Consider the following 25,406-nt stretch of genomic DNA (forward strand, 5'->3'; position numbering starts at 1 on the left):
GGCCATGCGACCACCACTGCAGAAACCGGCCCGCGAGCTGCTCGTGATCACCGTGCTGGCCCTGGCGGCGGCAGCGGCGTGGGCCGCCTGGCTCGGCTGGGACCAGCATCATGACGTGCTGCCCGACGGTTCCCAAACCGGCCCCTACGAGGCGTGGCAGGTGACCGGCCTGGTCCTGACCCTGGTACTGCCGGTGTACTGGGCGGCGTCCCGGCGGTACCTGGCGGGCGCCGTGCTCGGCGCCCCCGCCGGTCTGACCGCCGCCGCCTTCCACGACTGGTCGGACGACGGCAGCGGCCTGTTCGTGGTCGGGGTGGGGACGCTCCTGGTGGGCAGTCTCCTGGTGACCGCCGCCGCCTCCGCCGTGATCCCGGCCGCCACACGAGAGCCATGAATGCCGAAGAACCCCAGCCGATATCGACTGGGGTTCTTCGCACTGGTGGGGCTAACAGGATTTGAACCTGTGGCCTCATCCTTATCAGGGATGCGCTCTAACCAACTGAGCTATAGCCCCGCCGCGCTGGACTCGCCGCCCCGCGCTGACCTCTGAAGATTAGCGCACGGAGCGGCGAGTCCCCAAATCCGCTACTCGTCCTCCGCCAGCGTGAGCTCGACACCGCCCACGAAGCCGGCCGACAGGTTGTAGATGAAGGCGCCCAGCGTCGCCAGGGCCGTGGCCAGCACCACGTCGATCACGGCGATCACCGAGGTGAAGATCAGCACGCGCGGCAGCGACAGGAACGACTGCAGGTCGAAGCCGTTGCTCTCGTTGGAGCCGGTGGCCTCGCTGATCGTGCCGCCGACGGTCGAGAAGACGCCCATGGCGTCCATGACCATCCACAGCACCGCCGCCGCGACCACCGTGCAGATGCCCAGCGCGATGGAGAGCAGGAAGCTCACCTTCATCACCGACCACGGGTCGGCCTTGGCCACCCGCAGCCGTGCCTTGCGGGTACGGGGCGTGGTCTTCGCGCCCGTACGCGGCCGGCGCACGGCGCCGCCCTTGCCGCCGCCGCCCTGCGTGGCGTACGCCTGCGGCGGGTGGTACGGCTGCGCCCCCTGCTTGCCCTCCGCGGGGCGCTCGGCGGGCAGCGGGCCGTCGTTGTAGGTGGTCACCCTGTCCCCCTGGGAGTCCGTGGCAGGGCCACGGGCACCGCTCGTTCCGGAAGCGGCCGATGTGGCGCCCGTGGCCTTACTCACGCTCTACTCCTCGTGCTCCCCGGCCGAGGGCTCCGTGCCCCCGGCTGCGTCGGCCGCGACGCCGTCCGCTGCGGCCCCGGCGTCTGCGACGACCGTGTCGGTCCCCGCGGTTCCCTCGTCACCGGCGATCCCGTCGAGCCCGTCGGTTCCGTCGAGCCCGTCCGCGGCCTCGACCTCCTCGGCCTCACGACCGGCCTCGGCGTTGCGGGCGATGCCGACGACGGCATCGCGCTTGCCCAGGTTGATCAGTTGGACGCCCATGGTGTCACGGCCGGTCTCCCTGACTTCGTTGACTCGCGTACGAATCACACCACCGGACAGCGTGATGGCGAGGATCTCGTCCGTCTCCTCCACCACCAGCGCGCCGACGAGCGAGCCGCGGTCCTCCACGATCTTCGCAGCCTTGATGCCGAGGCCGCCACGACCCTGGACGCGGTACTCGTCGACGGCGGTCCGCTTCGCGTACCCGCCGTCCGTCGCGGTGAAGACGAACGTACCCGGCCGGACCACATTCATCGAGAGCAGCTCGTCGCCGTCGCGGAAACTCATGCCCTTCACACCGGACGTGGCACGGCCCATCGGGCGCAGCGCCTCGTCGGTCGCGGTGAACCGGATCGACTGCGCCTTCTTGCTGATGAGCAGCAGGTCGTCGTCGGCCGACACCAGCTCGGCGCCGATCAGCTCGTCATCGCCGCCGTCCTCCTTCTCACGGAGGTTGATGGCGATGACGCCGCCGGAGCGGGGCGAGTCGTAGTCCTTCAGGGACGTCTTCTTCACCAGGCCGGCCTTGGTGGCCAGGACCAGGTAGGGCGCCGCGTCGTAGTCGCGGATCGCGAGGATCTCGGCGATCTGCTCGTCCGGCTGGAAGGCCAGCAGGTTGGCGACGTGCTGGCCGCGCGCGTCCCGGCCGGCGTCCGGCAGCTCGTACGCCTTGGCCCGGTAGACCCGGCCCTTGTTGGTGAAGAACAGCAGCCAGTGGTGCGTGGTGGAGACGAAGAAGTGGTCGACGATGTCGTCCTCCTTCAGCTTCGTCCCGCGCACGCCCTTGCCGCCGCGCTTCTGCGAGCGGTAGTCGTCGGTCTTGGTCCGCTTCACATAGCCGCCACGTGTGATGGTGACGACGATGTCCTCCTCGGCGATCAGGTCCTCCATGGACATGTCGCCGTCGAAGGGCACCAGCTTGGAGCGGCGGTCGTCGCCGAACTTCTCGACGAGCGCGGCCAGCTCCTCGCTGACGATCTGCCGCTGGCGGGACTCCGACGCCAGGATCGCGTTGTACTCGTTGATCTTGGCCTGGAGCTCGTCGTGCTCCTGGACGATCTTCTGGCGCTCCAGGGCGGCCAGCCGGCGCAGCTGCATCTCCAGGATGGCGTTCGCCTGGATCTCGTCGATCTCCAGCAGATCCATCAGGCCCGCGCGCGCGACCTCGACGGTGTCGCTGCGCCGGATCAGCGCGATGACCTCGTCGATCGCGTCCAGCGCCTTGAGCAGGCCGCGCAGGATGTGCGCCCGCTCCTCCGCCTTGCGCAGGCGGAACTTCGTACGCCGGACGATGACCTCGATCTGGTGCGTCACCCAGTGGCGGATGAACGCGTCCAGCGACAGCGTGCGCGGCACCCCGTCGACCAGCGCCAGCATGTTGGCGCCGAAGTTGGTCTGGAGGTCGGTGTGCTTGTAGAGGTTGTTGAGGACGACCTTGGCGACCGCGTCCCGCTTGAGGACGATGACGAGCCGCTGGCCCGTCCGCGACGAGGTCTCGTCCCGGACGTCGGCGATGCCGCCGATCTTGCCGTCCTTGACGAGGTCGGCGATCTTCTGCGCCAGGTTGTCCGGGTTGACCTGGTACGGAAGCTCCGTGACCACCAGGCACTGGCGGTTCTGGATCTCCTCGACCTCGACGACCGCGCGCATCGTGATGGAGCCGCGCCCGGTGCGGTACGCCTCCTCGATGCCCTTGCGGCCGACGACCAGGGCGCCGGTGGGGAAGTCGGGGCCCTTGATGCGCTCGATCAGCGCGTCGAGCAGCTCCTCGTGGGTGGCGTCGGGGTGCTCCAGCGCCCACTGGGCGCCGGCCGCGACCTCGCGCAGGTTGTGCGGCGGGATGTTGGTCGCCATGCCGACCGCGATACCGGCGCTGCCGTTGACCAGCAGGTTCGGGAAGCGGGACGGCAGGACCGTCGGCTCCTGGTTGCGGCCGTCGTAGTTGTCCTGGAAGTCGACGGTCTCCTCGTCGATGTCCCGGAGCATCTCCATGGACAGCGGCGCCATCTTGCACTCGGTGTAGCGCATGGCGGCGGCCGGGTCGTTGCCCGGGGAGCCGAAGTTTCCGTTGGAGTCCACCAGCGGCATGCGCATCGACCACGGCTGGGCCAGCCGGACCAGGGCGTCGTAGATGGAGGTGTCGCCGTGCGGGTGGTACGTACCCATGACGTCGCCGACGACGCGGGCGCACTTGTAGAAGCCCTTCTCGGGCCGGTAGCCGCCGTCGTACATCGCGTACAGCACCCGGCGGTGCACCGGCTTGAGGCCGTCCCGGACGTCGGGCAGCGCACGCGACACGATGACGGACATCGCGTAGTCGAGGTACGAGCGCTGCATCTCGGTCTCGAGCCCCACGGGCTCGACCCGCATGCCCACACCGGGAATGACGGGCTCCGCCTCGGGCGTCACGACGACGGCGGCCTCGTCGGGGCCACCGGGGGTGTCAGGAGTGTCAGGGGTGTTCTCGTCGGCCATTGCTGGTCTTCAGTCCTTTCGTACGGTCAGCTGAGACCGACTCAGATGTCGAGGAAGCGGACGTCCTTGGCATTGCGCTGGATGAACGAGCGCCGCGCCTCCACGTCCTCGCCCATCAGCACCGAGAACAGGTCGTCGGCCTGGGCCGCGTCGTCCAGCGTGACCTGGCCGAGCACCCGGTGGTCCTGGTCCATGGTGGTGATGCGCAGCTCCTCGGCGTTCATCTCGCCGAGACCCTTGAAGCGCTGGATCGAGTCCTCGCGGATGCGCTTGCCGTTCTGCTTGCCCAGCTCGACGAGCGCGTCGCGCTCGCGGTCCGAGTAGGCGTACTCGAAGTCGTCCCGGCCCCACTTGATCTTGTAGAGCGGCGGGCGGGAGAGGTACACGTGCCCGGCCTCGACCAGCGGCCGCATGAAGCGGAAGAGGAAGGTCAGCAGCAGGGTGTTGATGTGCTGGCCGTCGACGTCGGCGTCCGCCATCAGAATGATCTTGTGGTACCGGAGCTTCTCGATGTCGAAGTCCTCGTGGACGCCGGTGCCGAAGGCGGAGATCAGCGCCTGGACCTCGGTGTTCTGGAGGATCTTGTCGATCCGCGCCTTCTCGACGTTCAGGATCTTGCCGCGGATCGGCAGGATGGCCTGGTACATCGGGTTGCGGCCGGACTTGGCCGAGCCGCCGGCGGAGTCACCCTCGACGATGAAGATCTCGCACTTGGTGGGGTCGTTCGACTGGCAGTCGGAGAGCTTGCCCGGCAGGGACGCCGACTCCAGCAGGCCCTTGCGGCGGGTCAGGTCGCGCGCCTTGCGGGCGGCGACACGGGCCGTCGCGGCCTGGATCGCCTTGCGGACGATGTCCGCCGCCTCGTTCGGATTGCGGTCGAACCAGTCGGACAGGTGCTCGTGCAGCACCTTCTGGACGAAGGTCTTCGCCTCGGTGTTGCCCAGCTTGGTCTTGGTCTGGCCCTCGAACTGCGGCTCGCCCAGCTTCACGGAGATGATCGCCGTGAGGCCCTCGCGGATGTCCTCGCCCGTGAGGTTGTCGTCCTTCTCGCGCAGCAGCTTGCGGTCGCGCGCGTACCGGTTGACCAGGCCCGTCAGCGCGGCCCTGAAGCCCTCCTCGTGCGTACCGCCCTCGTGGGTGTGGATCGTGTTCGCGAAGGAGTACACGCCCTCGGTGTACTGCGAGTTCCACTGCATCGCGATCTCGACCGAGAGCAGGCGCTCCTTGTCCTCCGCCTCGACCGAGATGACCGTGGGGTGGATCAGCTCGCCCTTGCGCGAGTTCAGGTACTTCACGAAGTCGACGATGCCGCCCTCGTAGTGGTACGAGACCGTCCGCGCGGGCGCCTCCTCCACCGTCTCGGCGGCGTCGGGGTCGTCGGCGTTCATCGTCGCCTTGGCCGAGTCGCGCTCGTCGGTCAGCGTGATCCGCAGGCCCTTGTTGAGGAAGGCCATCTCCTGGAAGCGGCGCGAGAGCGTCTCGAAGGAGTACTCGGTCGTCTCGAAGATGTCCGGGTCGGCCCAGAAGGTCACGGTCGTGCCGGAGTCCTCGACCGCCTCGTGCTGGGCGAGCGGGGCCGTGGGCACGCCCAGCTTGTAGTCCTGGGTCCAGCGGAAGCCGTCACGCTTGATCTCCACCGACACCCGGGTCGACAGCGCGTTGACCACGGACACGCCCACGCCGTGCAGACCGCCGGAGACGGCGTAGCCGCCGCCGCCGAACTTGCCGCCCGCGTGCAGGACGGTCAGCACGACCTCGACGGCCGGCTTCTTCTCCACGGGGTGGATGTCGACGGGGATGCCGCGGCCGTTGTCCACGACCCTGACGCCGCCGTCCGGGAGGATCGTGACGTCGATGGTGTCCGCATGCCCTGCCAGGGCCTCGTCGACGGAGTTGTCGACGACCTCTTGTACGAGGTGGTGGAGTCCACGCTCACCGGTCGAGCCGATGTACATGCCGGGACGCTTGCGGACCGCGTCCAGACCCTCGAGGACGGTGATCGCGCTGGCGTCGTACGAGGAGGGACCCTCGCCGTTCTCGCCGGCGGCAGTGGACGGAATGTTCTCGTTGGGGTTGCCGGAATCGGCCACGAAGCGCCCTTTCTGGCACAGCACAGGCCTCTCTCCGGGCATGCGGGAGCGGCTGCGTCGTTCGACATGTTCCGCAGTGGGCGGGATTACCCACCAGTCTACCGGTAGCACTGACATTAATGGGGGCTTGCCGGTGCCTGAGTCCGCATGTGCCGCCCTCAACCGGCGCCGACCGACTCCCCATATCCGGGAAGGGGCTCCAAGAGCCTCACGCCGCCACTCAGCGCTTCGGCCTGTCAACCTCCAGCGACGGTGACGGCCACCTCATCCCCACCCCGCTCCCCACGCTCACCGGGCACCCCGCGAGGGCCGACAAGAGGGGCGCGGGTTACGGCCGCGGCGCCGTCGTCCACAGGCTGGGGACAGCCGCGGGAGTTGGTGGGGGGTGGTTACGTACGGGCGGCCGGCCGCCGGGCCCGACAGGGGCGACCACGCCGGGCGCCCACGGGGCGACCGGGCCGGCTCAGCCCCAGGTGTCGCCCGGCCCCGTGCTGCCCGGCGCCCGCAGCGGGCCGCCGTACCCGCGCCGGGGCGCACCCGGCCCCAGCACCTTGATCATCCGTACCGTCCCATGGCCCAGGTCCTCGTTCAGCCGGGCCACCAGCCGCGGCGCCAGCAGCCGCAGCTGCGTCGCCCACGCGGTGGAGTCGCACTGGACGGTGAGCACCCGCTCCTCCGGGTCCTCGTCGTACCGCAGCGGCACGCAGTGCTTCGCCAGGTCGTCGCCCACGATCTGCGGCCACCGGCCCATCACCCCGCCGACCGCCGCCGGGGTCTCCCACCCGCGCTCGGTGATCAGCCGGTTGATCGCGGCACCCAGCGGCAGCGGGTCCCGGCCGTCCGCGCGGGCACCGGACCGCAGCCCGCCGCCCCGCCGGGCCTGCTTCTTCTGCTGCGCCGCCGCGCCCCGCGCCCTGGCCTGCTCCTTGGCCGCGCGCAGCGCCACCCGCGCCAGGTCCACCCCGGAGGGCTCCGGTACGTGCGCGTCCGTCACAGCCGCTCCACCATTCCCTCCGACACCGCGTACCGCGTCCCGGCCAGCACCGCCGGCACGTCGTCGTCCACCGCGGCCGTCACCAGCACCTGCTCGCCGGGCGCCACCAGCTCCGCCAGCCGCTCCCGGCGCCGCGCGTCCAGCTCGGCGAACACGTCGTCCAGCACGAGCACCGGCTCGTTGCCCTCGCCGCGCAGCAGGTCGTACGAGGCCAGCCGCAGCGCCAGCGCGTACGACCAGGACTCGCCGTGGCTGGCGTACCCCTTCGCGGGCATCTCCCCCAGCTTGAGGACCAGGTCGTCGCGGTGCGGGCCGACCAGTGTGACGCCCCGCTCGATCTCCTGCTTGCGCACCTCGGCCAGCGCGGCGAGCATCCCCTCGTACAGCGCCTCCCGCCCGTGCGCGCCCGGGACCGTCCCCCGGTAGTCCAGCGCCACCGGGCCGCCGCCCGGCGCCAGCTGCTCGTACGCCTTGTCCGCCAGCGGCTGGAGCGTGGCGACCAGGTCGAGGCGCTGCGCCAGCAGCTCGGCGGCGGCCCGCGCCAGGTGCTGGTCCCACACGTCCAGCGTGGACAGGTCCATGGAGCGCCCGCCGTGCCGCCGGGCCATCGCCGCGGACTTCAGCAGGGTGTTCCGCTGGCGCAGCACCCGCTCGTAGTCCGACCGGACCCCGGCCATCCGCGGCGAGCGCGCCGTGACCAGCTCGTCCAGGAAGCGCCGCCGCTCCCCGGGGTCGCCCTTGACCAGCGCCAGGTCCTCGGGCGCGAACAGCACCGTGCGGACGATGCCCAGCACGTCACGCGGCCTGACCTGCGACGACCGGTTGATCCGGGCCCGGTTGGCCCGCCCCGGGTTCAGCTCCAGCTCGACGAGCTGCGACCGCTCGCCCTGCCGTACCGCCGCCCGGACGATCGCCCGCTCGGCGCCCATCCGCACCAGCGGCGCGTCGGACGACACCCGGTGGCTGCCGAGGTTCGCCAGATACCCGACGGCCTCGACCAGATTGGTCTTGCCCTGCCCGTTGGCGCCGACGAAGACACCGACGCCCGGACCGAGAGGGACCTCGACCCGGGCGTACGAGCGGAAGTCGGCCAGCGACAGATGCGTGACGTGCATGGTGTGCGCCGACCTTCCCCCGGCATGCCGTGCACCGCCGGGTGCACAGCCTGTGGATCTACTTGCTGGACTCGCCCGCGGAGGTCACCGCGTGGCCGCCGAACTGGTTGCGCAGCGCGGCGATCATCTTCATCTGCGGCGAGTCGTCCTGGCGGGAGGCGAACCGCGCGAACAGCGACGCGGTGATCGCCGGCAGCGGGACCGCGTTGTCGATCGCGGCCTCCACGGTCCACCGGCCCTCGCCGGAGTCCTGGGCGAAACCGCGCAGCCGGTCCAGGTGCTCGTCCTCGTCCAGCGCGTTGACCGCCAGGTCCAGCAGCCAGGAGCGGATGACCGTGCCCTGCTGCCAGGAGCGGAAGACCTCGCGCACGTCCGTGACGGAGTCGACCTTCTCCAGCAGCTCCCAGCCCTCGGCGTACGCCTGCATCATGGCGTACTCGATGCCGTTGTGGACCATCTTGGCGAAGTGGCCCGCGCCGACCTTGCCCGCGTGGACCGAGCCGAACTCGCCCTCCGGCTTCAGCGCGTCGAAGACCGGCTGGACCTTCGCCACGTGCTCGGCGTCGCCGCCGTACATCAGCGCGTAGCCGTTCTCCAGGCCCCAGACGCCGCCGGAGACACCGCAGTCGACGAAGCCGATGCCCTTCTCGCGCAGCTCGGCGGCGTGCTTCTCGTCGTCCGTCCAGCGGCTGTTGCCGCCGTCCACCACGATGTCGCCGGGGGAGAGCAGCTCGGCCAGCTCGTCGATCGTGGACTGGGTCGCGGCGCCCGCCGGGACCATGACCCACACGACGCGCGGGCCCTTGAGCTTGCCCACAAGCTCCTCGAGGCTGTGGACATCGGCGAGGTCAGGGTTGCGGTCGTACCCGATGACGGTGTGACCCGCGCGGCGGATGCGCTCGCGCATGTTGCCGCCCATCTTGCCGAGACCGACGAGACCGAGCTCCATCAGAGATTCCTCAATCGTTGTGTGCGGAGAGTTCGTACCCGCGTCCGAGCCTACGCCCGGACACGGGCGCACACCTGTGGGGTCGGGCGCTCATCGGGCGCACGATCAGCCACTCAGGCGCACCGCCCCGGAAGGGGGTCAGCCGCTGAGCCGCACCGGCATGATCAGGTACTTGTAGGCCTCGTCCGCCTCCGCGTCGAGCGCCGGCTTGCCGCTGAGCAGCGCGGGCTTGGTGGAGGTGGTGAAGGACAGCTGGGCCACCGGGGAGTCGATGGCGCTCAGGCCGTCCAGCAGGAAGGTCGGGTTGAAGGCGATCGAGATGTCGTCGCCCTCCAGCTGGGCGTCCACCCGCTCCACAGCCTGTGCGTCGTCGCTGGAACCGGCCTCCAGGATCAGCACGCCCTGCTCGAAGCTCAGCCGCACCGGCGTGTTCCGCTCGGCCACCAGCGCCACACGCTTGACGGCCTCGACGAACGGAGCCGTCTCGATCACGGCGACGGAGTTGAACTCGGTGGGGAACAGCGTGCGGTACTTCGGGAGGTCGCCCTCCAGCAGCCGGGTGGTGGTGCGCCGCCCCGCGCCCTCGAAGCCGATCAGGCCCTCGCCCTTGCCCGAGCCCGACAGCGCCAGCGTCACGGTGTCCCCGCTGGTCAGCGCCTTGGCGGTGTCCAGCAGCGTCTTGGCGGGCACCAGGGCGACGGCGGAGGCGTCCGGGGACTCCGGCTTCCACAGGAACTCGCGGACCGCGAAGCGGTAGCGGTCGGTCGACGCCAGCGTGACCGTGTCGCCCTCGATCTCGATGCGTACGCCGGTGAGGACGGGCAGCGTGTCGTCCCGGCCGGCCGCGATGGCGACCTGGGCGGCGGCGGAGGCGAAGACCTCACCGGGGACGGTGCCGGTGGCGGTGGGCATCTCCGGCAGCGACGGGTACTCCTCCACCGGCATGGTGTGGAGGGTGAAGCGGGACGAGCCGCAGACCACCGTCGCCCGTACACCGTCTGTGGAGATCTCCACCGGCCGGTTGGGGAGGGCGCGGCAGATGTCGGCGAGCAGGCGGCCGGAGACGAGGACCGTGCCGTCCTCCTCCACCTCGGCCTCGACCGAGACCCGCGCGGAGACCTCGTAGTCGAAGCTGGAGAAGCTGAGCGCGCCGTCCTCGGCCTTCAGCAGAAGGCCCGCGAGCACGGGCGCCGGCGGACGGGCCGGGAGGCTCCGGGCCACCCAGGCCACCGCCTCCGCGAGTACATCGCGCTCCACCCGGATCTTCACCGGAACCGCCTCCTGCTGTTGCTGGCTCTTTCGTCGACTGCGGGGACCAGTCTGACGCACGCCACCGACAGCCGGTGCGGGTCGGGGTCAAGTCGCGTCGAGCGGCACCGGCCGCTCCGGCGCCGAGTTGTGCACAGGCCCCGCTTCGAAGCGAATTCCCCGGTAACTCTGAGTGGGAGTAGTAGTAGGGCCTGTGGAAACCGTGGATAACCCCGTCCACGCAGGTCACAGCACCTTTTTTGTCCACCGCGCCTGTGGGCGGGACCGGTGGACAACCACCCGTTTCTGTGGACGCGGGAAAGTTCTGCACACCCGATGCACAGCGGGGGCCGACTTCTCCCCAGCGCCGTCCCCAGTTTTACCCCGCTTCCCCACAGGCCAACCGACCACCTTGGTGTGACCGCTTTCACTCGGCGCGGTGAGGCCCGGCGTTTCGTTGCCGAACAGTGGACAGCGGTGTGGAGAAGCTGTGGATCACCGGCCGCTGCCTGTGGGCCGCCGGTGGACAACCGCCGGACCGCCCTGTGGACGATCTCTGTGTCCACAGCCTGTGGAGGGCGCTCGGCCACAATTCCACAAGGGAGTGACCTGCGAGTATGTGATCTCCCCAGCACACCCTGTGGACGCGATCTGGACAACTTCGCGGTCCCCAGCCTGTGGACCGCGATTCTCCCGCCGAGCTGTGGAGAACCCGGTGACGCACCGAACTATTCGAACGACGCCGTCGGCTGGGACCGCCGGGGACACCCGACGGGCGCCTTCGGGAGCGGGGGCGCAACGGCTGTACGGGCGCTGCCGGCGTGCCTGGTGTCGCCGGCGTACGGGCACAGTCCGGGCCCCCAGGCCCACCCGCAGCTCACCGGCGGCACCCGGGCCCGGACGTGCGGGAAGGGCGCCCCGGACCCCGTCCGGGACGCCCTTCCCCTCTGCGCCTCAGCCGTTCTTGATGCGGTTGGTCAGCTCCGTGACCTGGTTGTAGATCGAGCGGCGCTCCGCCATCAGCGCCCGGATCTTCCGGTCCGCGTGCATCACCGTCGTATGGTCGCGGCCGCCGAACTGCGCGCCGATCTTCGGCAGCGACAGGTCCGTCAGCTCACGGCACAGGTACATCGCGATCTGGCGCGCCGTCACCAGCACCCGGCTGCGCGACGATCCGCACAGGTCCTCGACCGTCAGCCCGAAGTAGTCGGCGGTGGCCGCCATGATGGCGCCGGCCGTGATCTCGGGGGCCGCGTCCTCGCCGCCCGGGATCAGGTCCTTCAGCACGCCCTCGGTGAGCACCAGGTCGACCGGCTGCCGGTTGAGGCTGGCGAAGGCGGTCACCCGGATCAGCGCGCCCTCCAGCTCGCGGATGTTGCGCGAGATGCGGGAGGCGATGAACTCCAGAACCTCCGGCGGGGCGTTGAGCTGCTCCTGCACGGCCTTCTTGCGGAGGATCGCGATCCGGGTCTCCAGCTCCGGCGGCTGGACGTCGGTGGTCAGGCCCCACTCGAAGCGGTTGCGGAGCCGGTCCTCCAGGGTCATCAGCTGCTTGGGCGGCCGGTCCGAGGACAGCACGATCTGCTTGTTGGCGTTGTGGAGGGTGTTGAAGGTGTGGAAGAACTCCTCCTGCGTCGACTCCTTGCTCGCCAGGAACTGGATGTCGTCCACGAGCAGGATGTCGACGTCGCGGTACCGCTTGCGAAAGGTGTCGCCCTTGCCGTCGCGGATGGAGTTGATGAACTCGTTGGTGAACTCCTCCGAGCTGACGTACCGCACCCGCGTGCCGGGGTAGAGGCTGCGCGCGTAGTGGCCGATCGCGTGCAGCAGGTGGGTCTTGCCGAGCCCGGACTCGCCGTAGATGAAGAGCGGGTTGTACGCCTTGGCCGGCGCCTCCGCGACCGCGACGGCGGCGGCGTGCGCGAACCGGTTGGACGACCCGATGACGAAGGTGTCGAACAGGTACTTCGGGTTCAGGCGCGCGTGCGGCTCGCCGGGGCGGCCGCCCGCCGCGCCCGCTCCCCCGGTGCCCGCTCCCTGGCCGCCGGGCCCGCCGGGGCGCTGCTGGCCGTGGAGGCCGGGCGGGTCGGACGGCTCGCGCCGGTCGCTGGGCTGCTGGTCGTACGGGGAGGGGGAGCCGTCGGGCGTCTGCGGCCCGCGGTAGTCGCGGTGCGGCTGCTGGGGGCGGGCCGTCGCGTAGGGGTCGCGGTCCTGGAAGCCGCCGAGGCGCGGCTGCTGCCAGGACAGGTCCTCCTGGGTGCGCGGCCAGGCGCCCGGCTCGGGGCGCTGCTGCTGGTAGTCGGGGTAGGCCGGGCGGGCGGTCGGCAGCCCGTCGTCCGGCATCGGGCGGTGGCCGTAGCCGTCGTACTTGTCGTACGGCTTGTCGTACGCCTCGCTCTGCGGCCGCTCGTCGTACCGCTGGGTCGGCTGCGGGTGCTGCTGCCGGCCGGGCGCGGGCGCGGGGGGCGGGTCGCCGGCGGAGTCGTCGACCGTGATCGCGATCCGGATCGGCCGGCCGCACTCGCGGCTGAGGGTGTCACTGATGAGCGGGGCGAGCCGGCCCTCCAGGACGCGCTTGCCCCATTCGTTGGGGACGGCGAGCAGGGCGGTGTCCGCCACCAGCGCCAGCGGCTGGCAGCGCTCGATCCACTGCTTGTCCTTCGGCTCGATGCCCTGCTGGCCCTCACCGAGGAGCTGCTCCAGCACTCGTGGCCACACTGCGGCAAGATCAGCAGGTACGTCAGCCACAGGCACGCTCTCTCACAGGTCCCACGAATGTGTGGTTCTCGGGACGGGATGGAAGGACAGGCAGGAAAGGAATCCGAGTTCAGCCACGGTAGTCGCGGCAGCTCACGTGGTTCAAGTTGTTGTCCACAGCCTGTGCATAGTGGACCCCGGCTCGGCGCCGGTTTGACCGGATGGCGTAGCCGCGCGTACCGTAACCAGGTCGAGTTGTCGATGGCTGCTGCCGCCTGCCTCCGATGGGCAAAGATCACGGTCAGTGATCGTGAAGCGGTGCACTCGGGCGTATTGCGAGCTACTCGTGGGCGCACGGTGACAGCCAGGCGATGTCCCGCCACCACCCGATTCTTTCTGGAGCCCCCGAGTGAGCAAGCGCACCTTCCAGCCGAACAACCGTCGTCGTGCCAAGACCCACGGTTTCCGTCTGCGCATGCGTACCCGCGCCGGCCGCGCCATCCTGGCGAACCGCCGCAGCAAGGGTCGCGCCAACCTGTCCGCCTGATCGCTTCAACAGGTCATGACGTGCTGCCTACCGAGAATCGGCTGAGGCGGCGCGAGGACTTCGCGATCGCGGTACGCCGAGGACGCCGGGCAGGCCGCCCGAGCCTCGTCGTCCACCTGAGAAGCGGTGCTACGGACCCGCACGTGCCGGGGGAGGGTGCTCCCCCGAGACGTGCGGGTTTCGTCGTGAGCAAGGCCGTGGGCGGCGCCGTCGTCCGGAACCGGGTGAAGCGCCGGCTTCGCCACCTGATGCGGGACCGGCTGCCCTCACTGCCCCCCGGTAGCCTGGTGGTAGTACGGGCGCTGCCCGGAGCGGGCGACGCCGACCATGCACAGCTGGCCCGAGACCTGGATGCCGCCCTTCAGCGGTTGCTGGGAGGGGGCGCGCGATGAAGTACCCGCTGCTGGCGCTGATCAAGCTGTACCAGTGGACGATCAGCCCGCTGCTCGGCCCCGTCTGCCGGTACTACCCGTCGTGTTCCCACTACGGATTCACGGCCATCGACCGGCACGGCGCGGTCAAGGGCACAGCCCTGACCGCCTGGCGCATCCTGCGGTGCAATCCGTGGTCGCCGGGCGGTGTGGACCATGTACCCCCTCGTAAGCGCCCGCGCTGGCACGAGATGCTGCGCGACGCGCTGCGCGGCGGCAAGGGCGGGACGTCCGCCGAGACGAGCCCGGCCGCAGAGACCCCGCCCCATGCTCAAGGAGCCTGATTAGTGGACACGATTGCCAGTCTGTTCAGCTTCATCACCACACCCGTTTCGTGGATCATCGTCCAGTTCCACAGCCTGTACGGGGCGGTCTTCGGCCCCGACACGGGCTGGGCCTGGGGGCTGTCCATCGTGTCCCTGGTGGTGCTCATCCGGATCTGCCTGATCCCGCTCTTCGTGAAGCAGATCAAGTCGACCCGGAACATGCAGGCGCTCCAGCCGAAGATGAAGGCGATCCAGGAGCGCTACAAGAACGACAAGCAGCGTCAGTCCGAAGAGATGATGAAGCTGTACAAGGAGACGGGCACCAACCCGCTCTCCTCGTGCCTTCCCATCCTGGCGCAGTCGCCGTTCTTCTTCGCCCTGTACCACGTGCTGTCGAAGATCGCCTCGGGCGACACCATCGGCGTCCTCAACCAGGACCTGGTGAACAGCGCCCGTGAGGCCCATATCTTCGGGGCGCCGATCGCCGCGAAGTTCATGGACGACCCGGCCAAGGTCGAGGCGCTCAACGCCTCCCTCACCGATGTCCGCATCGTCACCGCGGTCATGATCGTCCTGATGTCGCTGTCGCAGTTCTTCACCCAGCGCCAGCTGATGCAGAAGAACGTCGACCTCACGGTCAAGACCCCGTACATGCAGCAGCAGAAGATGCTGATGTACATCTTCCCGGTCATCTTCGCCGTGATGGGCATCAACTTCCCCGTCGGTGTCCTCGTCTACTGGCTGACCACCAACGTGTGGACCATGGGCCAGCAGATGTACGTGATCAACCAGAACCCGACCCCGGGCAGCAAGGCGCAGGACGCGTACCTCCAGCGCCTGGTGAAGAGCGTCACCTCGCACGGTGACGTCCGTGGCCGCCGCCGTCGTGCCGTGGTCCAGGGCATCGTGGCCAAGGGCCCGGACCGCAACGACAACGAGCGCAAGTTCGTCACCACCCTCGCCAAGGCCGGGTTCACCCCGCAGGCCGACGGCTCGGTCCAGAAGGTCGACCCCGCCACCGCCGAGGCGGAGAACGCGGCCGCGACCCGCCGCCAGCAGCCCAAGCGCCAGCCCAAGGCGAAGCGCCAGGCCGCGGCGGCCCACCAGCCGCCCGCGAAGACGTCGCTGGAGAAGACCGACGAGCCCGAGGGCGCCAAGCAGCAGCCCGCCAAGCCCGCCGGCGGGGCCGCCCGCCAGGCCAAGTCCGGACAGCGCAAGGGCCAGCAGCGGCCCAAGCACCCGTCGTCCAAGAAGTAAGAAGGAGTCCATCCGTGACGGAAGGCACCACCTCCGCCGCCCAGGGTGGCGACACCCTGACCCGCCTCGAGCAGGAGGGCGAGATCGCGGCCGACTACCTCGAGGGTCTGCTCGACATCGCCGACCTCGACGGTGACATCGACATGGACGTCGAGGCGGACCGCGCCGCGGTCTCGATCATCAGCGACTCGAGCAGCCGCGACCTCCAGAAGCTGGTGGGCCGCGACGGAGAGGTGCTGGAGGCCCTTCAGGAGCTGACGCGTCTCGCCGTCCACCGCGAGACCGGCGACCGCAGCCGTCTGATGCTGGACATCGGGGGCTTCCGCGCCAAGAAGCGCACCGAGCTGGCCGAGCTGGGCGCCAAGGCCGCGGCCGAGGTCAAGAGCAGCGGTGAGCCGGTGAAGCTGGAGCCGATGACCCCGTTCGAGCGCAAGGTCGTGCACGACGCGGTGGCCGCCGCCGGTCTGCGCAGCGAGTCCGAGGGCGAGGAGCCGCAGCGCTTCGTCGTCGTCCTCCCTGCCTGACCCTCCTTCGTATGTCGGCCCCGTCTGTTCGCAGGCGGGGCCGATCTTTGTCAGCCTGATACTCACTGATCACTGGGGGCAGCTCTCCCAGTGCGGTTATGCGGTACGGAAGGACGTGTTCCCGTGACGGAGGCAGAAGAGCTTCCCCATGCGCCTCAAGAAGCGCGGACGGTTTTCGGTGAGTTCTTCCCCGAGGCCGTCCGGTACGCGGAGCTTCTCGCGGACGCGGGCGTCAAGCGCGGCCTGATCGGGCCCCGTGAGGTCCCCAGGCTGTGGGAGCGCCATCTGCTGAACTGCGCCGTGCTCTCCGAGGTCGTGCCCGAGGGCGTCACGGTGTGCGACGTCGGTTCCGGGGCGGGGCTGCCGGGCATTCCGCTGGCCCTGGTCCGCCCGGACCTGAAGATCACCCTTCTGGAGCCGCTGCTGCGCCGGACGAACTTCCTCCAGGAGGTCGTGGAGCTGCTCGGCCTGGACCATGTGACGGTGGTACGCGGCCGGGCCGAGGAAGTGCTCGGCAAGCTGCCCCCCGTGCATGTCGTCACGGCCCGCGCCGTGGCCCCGCTGGACCGGCTGGCCGGCTGGGGCGTTCCCCTGCTGCGGCCCTACGGCGAGATGCTGGCCCTCAAGGGCGACACCGCCGAGGAGGAGATCCAGGGTGCCCGCGCCGCGCTGAGCAAGCTGGGCGTGGTGGGCACCTCGGTGCTGCAGGTGGGCGAGGGCATTGTGGAGCCCCTCTCCACGGTGGTGCGGGTGGAGGTCGGCGAGAGCCCCGGCGGCGTGCGCTTCGCCGCCAAGCGCGCCAAGGCCGCCCGGACGTCCCGCCGTCGCCGTTGACGGCTGGTTGATCCTCATACGTACGCATTTCGGAGTGTCGTGACGCCCCGCCCCGGCGCCCAGTGCATCAATGTTTCACGTGAAACGTCGTTCACTGTTGCAGGGAATCATCAGCCGCGGTCGTGCGGCTGCCACGCCGCGCGACCGTAAGCCACCCATGAGGGCTACGGAGTTGTCCACAGAGGTGGAGTTCTCCACAGAACGACGGGCCTCGCTGGTTCACGACCCCGAAAGCATGGCACGCTCTGTTCATCGCGAGCCTGAAGCCGAGGAGAGTGAATCCTTGCGGTCCGACGCCAACATCGCGGGACCGATGACCGATCCGGTCCCCGGTCCCCGTACCGAATCGGCGGGGGAGGATGTTTCACGTGAAACACCGCCCCCGATGGACGACACCCCCGTGGGGCGGGCCGCCGCGCTGGCGGTAGAGGCTCTGGGCCGTGCGGGTGAAGGGCTCCCCCGGCCGGAGCAGACCCGCATCATGGTCGTCGCCAACCAGAAGGGCGGGGTGGGCAAGACCACGACGACGGTCAACCTCGCCGCCTCGCTGGCTCTGCACGGCGCCCGGGTCCTGGTCATCGACCTCGACCCCCAGGGGAACGCCTCCACGGCACTCGGCATCGATCACCACGCCGAGGTCCCGTCCATCTATGACGTGCTGGTCGAGAGCAAGCCCCTCTCGGACGTGGTCCAGCCCGTCCCGGATGTCGAGGGACTCTTCTGTGCCCCCGCCACCATCGATCTCGCGGGTGCGGAGATCGAGCTGGTGTCGCTGGTGGCCCGGGAGAGCCGGCTTCAGCGAGCGATCCAGGCGTATGAGCAGCCGCTGGACTACATCCTCATCGACTGCCCGCCGTCGCTGGGCCTCCTCACCGTCAATGCCCTGGTGGCCGGCGCCGAGGTGCTGATCCCGATCCAGTGCGAGTACTACGCGCTGGAGGGGCTGGGGCAGCTGCTCAAGAACGTCGACCTGGTGCGCGGCCACCTCAACCCGGCCCTGCATGTGTCGACGATCCTGCTCACCATGTACGACGGCCGGACCCGGCTGGCGTCCCAGGTGGCCGAGGAGGTGCGCAGCCACTTCGGCGAGGAGGTCCTGCGGACCAGCATCCCGCGCTCGGTCCGTATCTCCGAGGCGCCGAGCTATGGCCAGACGGTGCTGACCTATGACCCGGGCTCCTCCGGTTCACTGTCGTACTTGGAAGCGGCCCGGGAGATCGCCCTGCGGGGGGTCGGCATCCGCTATGACGCCCAGCACGCCCATCAGGGCAGCCAGAACAACCAGCACAGCATGTCGGAGGGGATCCAGTGAGCGAGCGACGTAGGGGGCTGGGACGTGGGCTCAGTGCGCTGATCCCTCCGGCACCGCAGGAACGGAAGATGCCGCCGTCCGGGGCGGCGCCCACCTCGCCGGGAGCGATTCCGTCGCTCACCGCGGAGCGAGGGGTGGCGGCGGCCAAGGTCGCCACGCTCCCCAAGAGCCCGGCGCCGGTGGACGACGAGCCCCTGGTGCCGGAGCCCGCGGCGGCCCCGGACACCTCGGCCCCGCCCGCTGCCGAAGGGACGTCGCCGGACGTCGCCTACTTCGCCGAGCTTCCGCTGGACGCCATTACGCCCAACCCGCGTCAGCCGCGTGAGGTGTTCGACGAGGACGCCCTGGCCGAGCTGGTGACCTCCATCAAGGAGGTGGGCCTGCTCCAGCCCGTCGTGGTGCGTCGGCTGGCCCCCGAGCGCTATGAGCTCATCATGGGCGAGCGCCGCTGGCGGGCCTGCCGCGAGGCGGGTCTGGAGCGGATCCCGGCGATCGTCCGCGCCACGGAGGACGAGAAGCTCCTGCTGGACGCACTCCTGGAGAACCTGCACCGGGCGCAGCTGAACCCGGTGGAGGAGGCCATGGCGTACGACCAGCTGCTCAAGGACTTCAACTGCACCCATGAGCAGCTGGCCGACCGCATCGGCCGCTCCCGCCCGCAGGTCTCCAACACCCTGCGCCTGCTCCGGCTGTCGCCGACGGTGCAGCGACGGGTCGCCGCCGGTGTCCTGTCGGCGGGCCACGCCAGGGCCCTGCTCTCCGTCGAGGACCCGGAGGCCCAGGAGAAGCTGGCCTACCGGATCGTGGCCGAGGGCCTGTCGGTCCGCGCGGTCGAGGAGATCGTGACGCTGATGGGCTCCGAGCCCAGCAGCCCCCCGAAGGCCAAGGGGCCGCGCGCCGGCGCCCGGGTCTCACCCGCCCTCTCCCACCTCGCCACGCGGCTGTCCGACCGCTTTGAGACACGGGTAAAGGTGGACCTGGGGCAGAAGAAGGGCAAGATCGTCGTCGAGTTCGCCTCGATGGAGGATCTGGAGCGCATCCTCGGGACCCTCGCCCCGGGCGAGGGAAGAGTCCTGGAGAAGGGCCTGGCCGAGGAGCAGTCCCCGGCCGGCAGCGACGAGGACTGACACACAGGGCACCGAGCCGCTGTCGCCAGGGCGGGCCGTGTACCGGAGTTCACCGGAACACGGCCCGCCCTTTGGCCTCTTCCCGTATGCGCGTCATCACCCGATCGATACGATGCGTTCTGGTATGCGCATCCGCCTGATCCACCGTGGAGGGAGAGCCAGGCATGCGAGAGGTGAGCCGCAGCCAACTGGTGACAGCAGGACTGGGACTCGGTGCGGTCGGCGGGTTCATCGGCAGCCTGCTCCGTGAACGGAGCGCGCTGTCCGCCGCTCTGGGAGCGGCAGGCGAAGGAAGTGAGGAACAGCCTTCATGGGGCGTCGGCTCGTACCGCTCACGTTGGACAACCTTCCGGACCTCCCCCAACGGTGCCGCGCGTGCGTCTTCTGGGAGCTTGATCCGGTCAGCGGAGAAGCCGCGGTAAAGGCGGGCACTCCGGAGCTGGAGAAGGAGGCCTGGATCTCCGCCGTGCTGCTGGACTGGGGGTCCTGTGGGCGGGTGGTCTATGTGGACGAGGTACCGGTGGGATTCGTGCTCTACGCCCCACCGGCCTATGTGCCGCGGTCGACCGCTTTCCCGACCAGCCCGGTGGCCCCCGACGCGGTGCAGCTGATGACGGCCTGGATCGCGCCCGGATACCAGGGGCAGGGCCTGGGGCGCGTCATGGTGCAGACGGTGGCGAAGGATCTGCTGCGCCGGGGCTTCAAGGCGATCGAGGCTTTCGGGGACGCCCGCTGGAAGGAGCCGGCCTGTGTGCTGCCGGCCGACCATCTGCTGGCGGTCGGATTCAAGACCGTCCGGCCGCACCCCGCGTTCCCCCGGCTCCGGCTGGAGCTGAGGACGACGCTGTCCTGGAAGGAGGACGTCGAGCTGGCGCTCGACCGCCTGCTGGGCGCCGTCCAGAAGGAACCGGCCCTGCGGCCGCTGTAGGGGCTCCTGCGGCGACCGCCTCGGAGACAGCGAACGGCCCACCCCAAGAGGGGGTGGGCCGTTCGTGTTTCACGTGAAACAGCGGCGGTCAGGCCTGGGAGACCGCGTCACCGAGGAAGGGCTCCAGGTCGCGCACGATGGCGGCCTTCGGCTTGGCGCCGACGATGGTCTTGGCGACCTCGCCACCCTGGTACACGTTGAGCGTCGGGATCGACATCACGCCGTACTTGGCAGCGGTGGCGGGGTTCTCGTCGATGTTGAGCTTGACGACCGTGATCTGGTCACCGTGCTCGGCGGCGATGGCCTCCAGCGACGGGGCGATCTGGCGGCACGGTCCGCACCAGGCGGCCCAGAAGTCCACCAGTACGGGCTTGTCGCTCTTGAGGACGTCCTCCTCGAAGGAGTCGTCGGTCACGTTCTTCAGGTCGCCGGCCACGGCGGCCTCCTTCACTTCGCGGGGTGTGGGTGGGGAAAGGTGATCAGACCGTCGCGGTCTTCTCGGGCTCGGCAGCCTTCTCGCTGTCACCGAGAGCCGCCAGGAAACGCTCGGCGTCGAGCGCGGCGGAGCAGCCCGTACCGGCGGCCGTGATCGCCTGCCGGTAGGTGTGGTCCACGACGTCACCGGCGCCGAAGACACCGGTCAGGTTGGTGCGCGTGGAGGGAGCGTCGACCTTGAGGTAGCCCTCGTCGTCGAGCTCCAGCTGGCCCTTGAACAGCTCGGTGCGCGGGTCGTGGCCCACGGCGATGAACAGACCGGTGACCGGCAGCTCCGAGGTCTCGCCCGACTTGGTGTTGCGCAGGGTCAGGCCCGTGAGCTTCTGCTCGCCGTGGATGGTGGCGACCTCGCTGTCCCAGGCGAACTTGATCTTCGGGTCGGCGAAGGCGCGCTCCTGCATGGCCTTGGAGGCACGCAGGGTGTCGCGGCGGTGGACGATGGTGACGGACTTGGCGAACCGGGAGAGGAAGGTCGCCTCCTCCATGGCCGTGTCACCGCCGCCGACCACGGCGATGTCCTGGTCCTTGAAGAAGAACCCGTCGCAGGTGGCGCACCACGAGACGCCGCGGCCGGAGAGCGCGTCCTCGTTGGGCAGCCCCAGCTTGCGGTGCTGGGAGCCGGTCGTGACGATCACGGCCTTGGCGCGGTGCACGGTGCCGGCTGTGTCGGTCACCGTCTTGATGTCACCGCTCAGGTCCACGGAGACGACGTCGTCCGGAACGAGCTCGGCGCCGAAGCGCTCGGCCTGGGCCCGCATGTTGTCCATCAGGTCCGGGCCCATGATCCCGTCGCGGAAGCCCGGGAAGTTCTCCACGTCGGTCGTGTTCATGAGCGCACCACCGGCGGTGACGGCACCTTCGAAGACCAGCGGCTTCAGCGAGGCTCGCGCCGTGTAGAGCGCAGCCGTGTAGCCGGCGGGCCCGGAGCCGATGATGATCACGTTACGGACGTCGCTCACGGGTTTCTTCCTCGTCTCTGGGGACTGCCTACTGCCTACGGGGCCGGGTCAAGGACTCTCACCCCACCCAACGGATCCTAAGGGGCGCGCATTCCCGAGCCGTCCGTCCGGCACGACGCGGTGTGCGTCAGGGACTCAGGTCCCAGGCGCTCAGGCAGCCGGGGCTCAGGGACGAGGGTAGGCCCGGGACAGCAGCACGTCCGCCTTGGCGGTCTTCTGCGCGACGCAGGAGGCGTCCAGCACATACGCCTGGACCTGGGAGGACTGCGAGGCGTGTGGCAGGACCACCAGATACGCGTCCTTGCCCGCATAGGTGCCCGGCTCAGCGGCCAGCGGCTGATCACTCCGGCCGGTGCCCGCCAGCACACACGACGGCACGGTCACCGCCTCGTGCGTGAACTTCGTCGCCGGGTTGTCGGCGGACGGGGGCTGCTTCTCCGCACGCGGGGAGGCGGGCCCCTTCTCCTGGGCCAGCAGGGCGTCCACCTGGTCCTCCACAGCGGCGCCGGAGAACGTGGTGGGGCTGGGCGCGCTGACAGCCGTGTCGGAGCTCCGGGAACCGGCCGGGTCGTCACCGGGCTGGACGGCCTGGAAGAGCAGGGCGCCCATGCTCAGGGCGGCGACGCCGAGGACGGCGCCGAGCACACGGCGCCGGCGGCGCGGCGGGCGGGTGTGGCCGGGCCCGGAAGCGGCCCGGGGGCGGCCCGCGGGCCGGTCGGCGGGCTCGGTGCCGTGCCGCTCCCCGTGCGGTGCCTGCCGGCGGGGCCGGTCCTCGGACTGGCTCTCCCGGCCGTCCGGCTGCTGGTCGGGGCGGTCCCCGGAGACCGGCTCGGGAGAGGAGGACGCGGGCGATGTTTCACGTGAAACATCGGCCACGGGCTCCGAGGGCGCGGTGGCGTCCAGCAGGGCCTCGGCGGCCAGTGCGGCGTCGATGCGCTCGGCGATGTCGGCCGGCATACGAGCGGGGCCCGGCAGGGTGCCCAGGAGCCCGCGGATCTCCTCCAGCGAGGACCGCACGTCGGCACAGAGGGCGCAGTCGTCCAGGTGGGCCCGTACATCGACCGTCCGGGACGGCGGGAGCAGCCCTTCGGTGAGGTCGGAGATCTCCGAGACGTCCGGGTGCTGAGCCATGTCGGTCGTGGATGTCACGCGCGCCCACCTCCGCCCTTCACAGCAGCAGGATCACTCGGTCCTGCATCCCTTGGTCCCGACACCGGTGGGACGGATGTCCCTGGCGTCCGGTTCCTTCCCCTGTCCCGACCCCCGTTATCCCCGGTGTCGCCGCGCAGATGAGTGAGCAGGGGCAGAAGTCTGGCCCTCCCCCGTGCACAGCGGCTCTTCACGGTCCCGACCGGCACGTCCAGGACGCGGGCGGCCTCGGCTACCGGGTAGCCCTGCATGTCGACCAGCACCAGCGCGGCACGCTGATCCGGCGGGAGCTTCCCCAGGGCCGCGAACAGCTCACGGTGCAGGTCCTGGCGTTCCGCCGGGGCCTCGGCGGACTCGTGCGGCTCCAGGAGCTGCTCCAGCCGCTCCGTGTCGTCCACGGGGGACGTCTTGCGGGAGGCGGCCTTGCGGGCCCGGTCGAGGCAGGCGTTCACGGTGATGCGGTGCAGCCAGGTGGTGACGGCGGACTGGCCCCGGAAGGTGTGGGCCGCCCGGAAGGCGGACACCAGGGCGTCCTGGACGGCGTCGGCGGCTTCCTCGCGGTCGCCCAGCGTCCGCAGGGCGACGGCCCACAGGCGGTCGCGGTGGCGGCGCACGATCTCACCGAAGGCGTCAGGATCGCCGGCGACATGGCGCGCCAGGAGTTCCTGGTCGCTCGGTGCCTCGGACGGTCCGTTCGTCATCCGCCGCCTCCCTCCCCTCGTCCCGGTCTCCCCGGTTCGCGCCGCCGGCCGGCTCCATGACCGGGCCGCCAGCCGTCAGCCGAGCACCTTGATCTCGGAGATTCCGCCACGGTAGCCGCCGGGCCCGTCGGACGGGAGCTTCGTGATGTGAATGAGCACGTACCGTGTCCGCACGGGCTTGTCCGGGGTGGCCTTGAGCGTTTCCCCGACCTCTTGGGACTCGCTCAGCGCGTGGGGGAAGTCGTCCGCGCTGCTGGGGTCGGTCGCGTCCTCGCCGGCCGCGAACACCTGGGCGGTCTGGCCCGCGCGGTACATGGCGGCCTCGACCACGCGGACGTTCTGCACACTGCCGAGGTCCACGATGAGGCCACTGCCCCCCTTGCGGTTGTCCAGATTGCCGAAGTTGGGGAAGTTCTCGTAGCGGGGTGTGACCCAGGCGGTGTCGCTGTCGCCGTCGGTGGCGTTGGGGACCTGGTCCTGCTGTATGCCGGAGCCCCCGGGCATGAACTCCCGGGTGTCACTGATCCGCAGGGGCTGGGGCGCCTTCGGCGCCTCCGGCTTCTTCTGGTTCTCGCCGCCCGGGGTGGTCTGGGTGCCGGTGTCGCCGGTCTCCCCGGTGCCGCTCCGGTCCAGCAGCCGGTCGGCGACCTGCCAGCTGCCCAGGCCCAGCGCGGCGATGAGGAGCGCCGACACGGCCCACTTGAGGGCCTTGCCCGTACGGCTCTGCAGCGGGGGCGGCGGGAGGGGCGGCGCCACCGGGGCGGGCGCACCGGGACGCGCCTGGGGGCGGCCGTAGTTGCCCTGCTGGTACGTCGTCCGCTGGTACTCGAGGGGCGTCGGGAAGGTGGGCTCCGGCGGGCGGATGCGCGGCATCGCCGCGACGGCCTTGGCCAGCTCGTCCGGGGTGGTGCAGGGCGGCTCCTGGCGGGACGCGGTCGCCCCGTCGTTGACCAGGGCCCGCATGGCGATCTCGGACAGGCCGCGGTGCACTCCCGCACGCACCTGGTCGGGCGGGAGCAGCCCGACGCCCTTGGGCAGCCCCGACAGGCCGTAGGCGTCGTCCTCGTACGGCCAGCGCTTGGTGAGCGCGGCGTACAGCAGGGCGCCGATGGCCTCCGTGTCGGTGCGCTGGGGGCGGTCGGCGGTGATGCCCCGCAGCGCGGCGTTCACGGCGAGGCCGCGGATCCGGTACTGCCCGGTGGAGCTGCGCAGCACTGCGCTCGGGGTGAGCCGCAGATGGGCGAGGCCCTCGCGGTGGGCGGCGGCCATGGCCTGGGAGACCTGGCTGACGAGCTGGTAGGCGTCGTGCGCCTCCAGCGGGCCGGCCGCGAGCAGCGCGGTCAGCTCGGTGGCGTCCGGCAGCCACTCGTGGACGACGTAGACGAGGTCGTTCTCCTCGACCGCGTCGAGGACCTGGACGAAACGGGGGTCGCCGAGGAGCGCGGAGGACCGGGCCGCCGCCAGCACCGAACGGGCCCTGGGGTGGTCGGCGGGGAGGATGTGCACCCCCACGGCCCGGCGCAGCTTCTCGTCGACGGCGCGCCAGCTGCTGAAGCCGTCCAGACGGGTGACGCACTCCTCGAGGCGGTAGCGTCTGGCCAGTTTGTGGCCACTGTGGAGCTCCGGCGCCGTGGTGACGGACTGTTCACCGTCCCGCCGACCGCCGTCCTCGGCAGGTGCGGCGGACCGCTCCGCCGCGCCCTGCGCTTCCACCCCGTCGCTCGCGGCCTTGTCCGCCTTGGCGGCCAGCGGGTCGTCACCGCTGTTGTCGGCCACGTCGACGGCAGCCGTGCTACGTTCCGCCACCGTCGTTCCTGCCTCCCCATCCGTTGCGCCACATCCAACAG

At 70.3% G+C, this 25,406-nt stretch carries 23 protein-coding genes and 1 tRNA gene; 10 read left to right on the plus strand and 14 right to left on the minus strand.

Annotation, left to right across the window (positions count from 1 at the left end):
• Nucleotides 1-4 precede the first annotated feature (4 nt).
• Entirely contained in the window at nt 5-394 is a 390-nt protein-coding gene (locus tag ACF08D_RS22265) for a hypothetical protein (protein ID WP_392224480.1), read from the plus strand.
• Nucleotides 395-437: 43 nt separating this feature from the next.
• Here the strand turns inward: ACF08D_RS22265 and ACF08D_RS22270 are convergent.
• The 9 genes from ACF08D_RS22270 to dnaA all read right to left on the minus strand — a co-directional run bounded on the left by ACF08D_RS22270 (nt 438) and on the right by dnaA (nt 13,080).
• Nucleotides 438-514: transfer RNA gene (locus ACF08D_RS22270), tRNA-Ile, on the minus strand.
• 71 nt (nt 515-585) lie between these two features.
• Nucleotides 586-1,200, minus strand: a complete 615-nt coding sequence (locus ACF08D_RS22275; RefSeq protein WP_392224481.1) for a DUF3566 domain-containing protein — start codon at nt 1,198-1,200, stop codon at nt 586-588.
• 3 nt (nt 1,201-1,203) lie between these two features.
• Nucleotides 1,204-3,936, minus strand: a complete 2,733-nt coding sequence (gyrA, locus tag ACF08D_RS22280) for a DNA gyrase subunit A (protein ID WP_392224482.1) — start codon at nt 3,934-3,936, stop codon at nt 1,204-1,206.
• A 41-nt stretch (nt 3,937-3,977) separates the two neighbouring features.
• The gene (gene gyrB, locus ACF08D_RS22285; protein WP_392224483.1) at nt 3,978-6,050 is read right to left on the minus strand and encodes a DNA topoisomerase (ATP-hydrolyzing) subunit B; all 2,073 of its coding nucleotides are present in this window, start codon (nt 6,048-6,050) and stop codon (nt 3,978-3,980) included.
• A gap of 439 nt (nt 6,051-6,489) precedes the next feature.
• Nucleotides 6,490-7,020 carry a DUF721 domain-containing protein gene (locus ACF08D_RS22290; RefSeq protein ID WP_392224484.1) on the minus strand — a complete coding sequence of 177 codons (531 nt, stop codon included), beginning with the start codon at nt 7,018-7,020 and terminating at the stop codon, nt 6,490-6,492.
• The gene (gene recF / locus ACF08D_RS22295; protein ID WP_392224485.1) at nt 7,017-8,135 is read right to left on the minus strand and encodes a DNA replication/repair protein RecF; all 1,119 of its coding nucleotides are present in this window, start codon (nt 8,133-8,135) and stop codon (nt 7,017-7,019) included. Before recF ends, ACF08D_RS22290 begins: the two co-directional genes overlap by 4 nt.
• A gap of 58 nt (nt 8,136-8,193) precedes the next feature.
• Nucleotides 8,194-9,084, minus strand: coding sequence for a phosphogluconate dehydrogenase (NAD(+)-dependent, decarboxylating) (gene gnd, locus ACF08D_RS22300; protein WP_392224486.1), 891 nt, complete (start codon nt 9,082-9,084; stop codon nt 8,194-8,196).
• A gap of 138 nt (nt 9,085-9,222) precedes the next feature.
• On the minus strand, nt 9,223-10,353 hold the full coding sequence (gene dnaN / locus ACF08D_RS22305) for a DNA polymerase III subunit beta (protein WP_392224487.1): 1,131 nt from the start codon (nt 10,351-10,353) through the stop codon (nt 9,223-9,225).
• Nucleotides 10,354-11,286: 933 nt separating this feature from the next.
• The gene (dnaA, locus tag ACF08D_RS22310; protein ID WP_392224488.1) at nt 11,287-13,080 is read right to left on the minus strand and encodes a chromosomal replication initiator protein DnaA; all 1,794 of its coding nucleotides are present in this window, start codon (nt 13,078-13,080) and stop codon (nt 11,287-11,289) included.
• A 358-nt stretch (nt 13,081-13,438) separates the two neighbouring features.
• Here dnaA and rpmH point away from each other — a divergent pair, with 358 nt between their 5' ends.
• From rpmH to ACF08D_RS22355, 9 genes are all read left to right on the plus strand, one after another.
• Nucleotides 13,439-13,576, plus strand: a complete 138-nt coding sequence (rpmH, locus tag ACF08D_RS22315) for a 50S ribosomal protein L34 (RefSeq protein ID WP_018846094.1) — start codon at nt 13,439-13,441, stop codon at nt 13,574-13,576.
• Between the two features lie 20 nt (nt 13,577-13,596).
• Nucleotides 13,597-13,968, plus strand: a complete 372-nt coding sequence (rnpA, locus tag ACF08D_RS22320) for a ribonuclease P protein component (protein ID WP_392224489.1) — start codon at nt 13,597-13,599, stop codon at nt 13,966-13,968.
• Nucleotides 13,965-14,291 (plus strand): membrane protein insertion efficiency factor YidD, encoded by a 327-nt coding sequence (yidD, locus tag ACF08D_RS22325; protein WP_392224490.1) that lies wholly within the window; start codon nt 13,965-13,967, stop codon nt 14,289-14,291. The genes rnpA and yidD overlap by 4 nt, the downstream gene beginning before the upstream one ends.
• A gap of 3 nt (nt 14,292-14,294) precedes the next feature.
• Complete coding sequence (gene yidC / locus ACF08D_RS22330) at nt 14,295-15,530, plus strand: membrane protein insertase YidC (protein WP_392224491.1); 1,236 nt, start codon at nt 14,295-14,297, stop codon at nt 15,528-15,530.
• Nucleotides 15,531-15,544: 14 nt separating this feature from the next.
• Nucleotides 15,545-16,054 carry a protein jag gene (locus ACF08D_RS22335; RefSeq protein ID WP_392224492.1) on the plus strand — a complete coding sequence of 170 codons (510 nt, stop codon included), beginning with the start codon at nt 15,545-15,547 and terminating at the stop codon, nt 16,052-16,054.
• A gap of 123 nt (nt 16,055-16,177) precedes the next feature.
• Nucleotides 16,178-16,888, plus strand: coding sequence for a 16S rRNA (guanine(527)-N(7))-methyltransferase RsmG (rsmG, locus tag ACF08D_RS22340; protein ID WP_392224493.1), 711 nt, complete (start codon nt 16,178-16,180; stop codon nt 16,886-16,888).
• A 235-nt stretch (nt 16,889-17,123) separates the two neighbouring features.
• Nucleotides 17,124-18,200, plus strand: a complete 1,077-nt coding sequence (locus ACF08D_RS22345) for a ParA family protein (RefSeq protein WP_392224494.1) — start codon at nt 17,124-17,126, stop codon at nt 18,198-18,200.
• Nucleotides 18,197-19,327, plus strand: coding sequence for a ParB/RepB/Spo0J family partition protein (locus ACF08D_RS22350; protein WP_392224495.1), 1,131 nt, complete (start codon nt 18,197-18,199; stop codon nt 19,325-19,327). Before ACF08D_RS22345 ends, ACF08D_RS22350 begins: the two co-directional genes overlap by 4 nt.
• A gap of 310 nt (nt 19,328-19,637) precedes the next feature.
• Complete coding sequence (locus tag ACF08D_RS22355; RefSeq protein WP_392224496.1) at nt 19,638-20,255, plus strand: GNAT family N-acetyltransferase; 618 nt, start codon at nt 19,638-19,640, stop codon at nt 20,253-20,255.
• An 88-nt stretch (nt 20,256-20,343) separates the two neighbouring features.
• Here ACF08D_RS22355 and trxA read toward each other — a convergent pair whose 3' ends face one another.
• The 5 genes from trxA to ACF08D_RS22380 all read right to left on the minus strand — a co-directional run bounded on the left by trxA (nt 20,344) and on the right by ACF08D_RS22380 (nt 25,365).
• Nucleotides 20,344-20,691: a thioredoxin gene (gene trxA, locus ACF08D_RS22360; RefSeq protein ID WP_392224497.1), complete on the minus strand. Its 348-nt coding sequence runs from the start codon at nt 20,689-20,691 to the stop codon at nt 20,344-20,346.
• 43 nt (nt 20,692-20,734) lie between these two features.
• Nucleotides 20,735-21,709, minus strand: a complete 975-nt coding sequence (gene trxB / locus ACF08D_RS22365; protein ID WP_392224498.1) for a thioredoxin-disulfide reductase — start codon at nt 21,707-21,709, stop codon at nt 20,735-20,737.
• Nucleotides 21,710-21,874: 165 nt separating this feature from the next.
• On the minus strand, nt 21,875-22,858 hold the full coding sequence (locus tag ACF08D_RS22370; RefSeq protein WP_392224499.1) for a hypothetical protein: 984 nt from the start codon (nt 22,856-22,858) through the stop codon (nt 21,875-21,877).
• On the minus strand, nt 22,855-23,559 hold the full coding sequence (sigM, locus tag ACF08D_RS22375) for an RNA polymerase sigma factor SigM (RefSeq protein ID WP_392224500.1): 705 nt from the start codon (nt 23,557-23,559) through the stop codon (nt 22,855-22,857). Before sigM ends, ACF08D_RS22370 begins: the two co-directional genes overlap by 4 nt.
• Nucleotides 23,560-23,634: 75 nt before the next feature.
• Complete coding sequence (locus ACF08D_RS22380; protein WP_392224501.1) at nt 23,635-25,365, minus strand: serine/threonine protein kinase; 1,731 nt, start codon at nt 25,363-25,365, stop codon at nt 23,635-23,637.
• Nucleotides 25,366-25,406: the final 41 nt, after the last annotated feature.

It is taken from the genome of Streptomyces sp. NPDC015131, assembly GCF_043079975.1.
GTDB lineage: Bacteria > Actinomycetota > Actinomycetes > Streptomycetales > Streptomycetaceae > Streptomyces.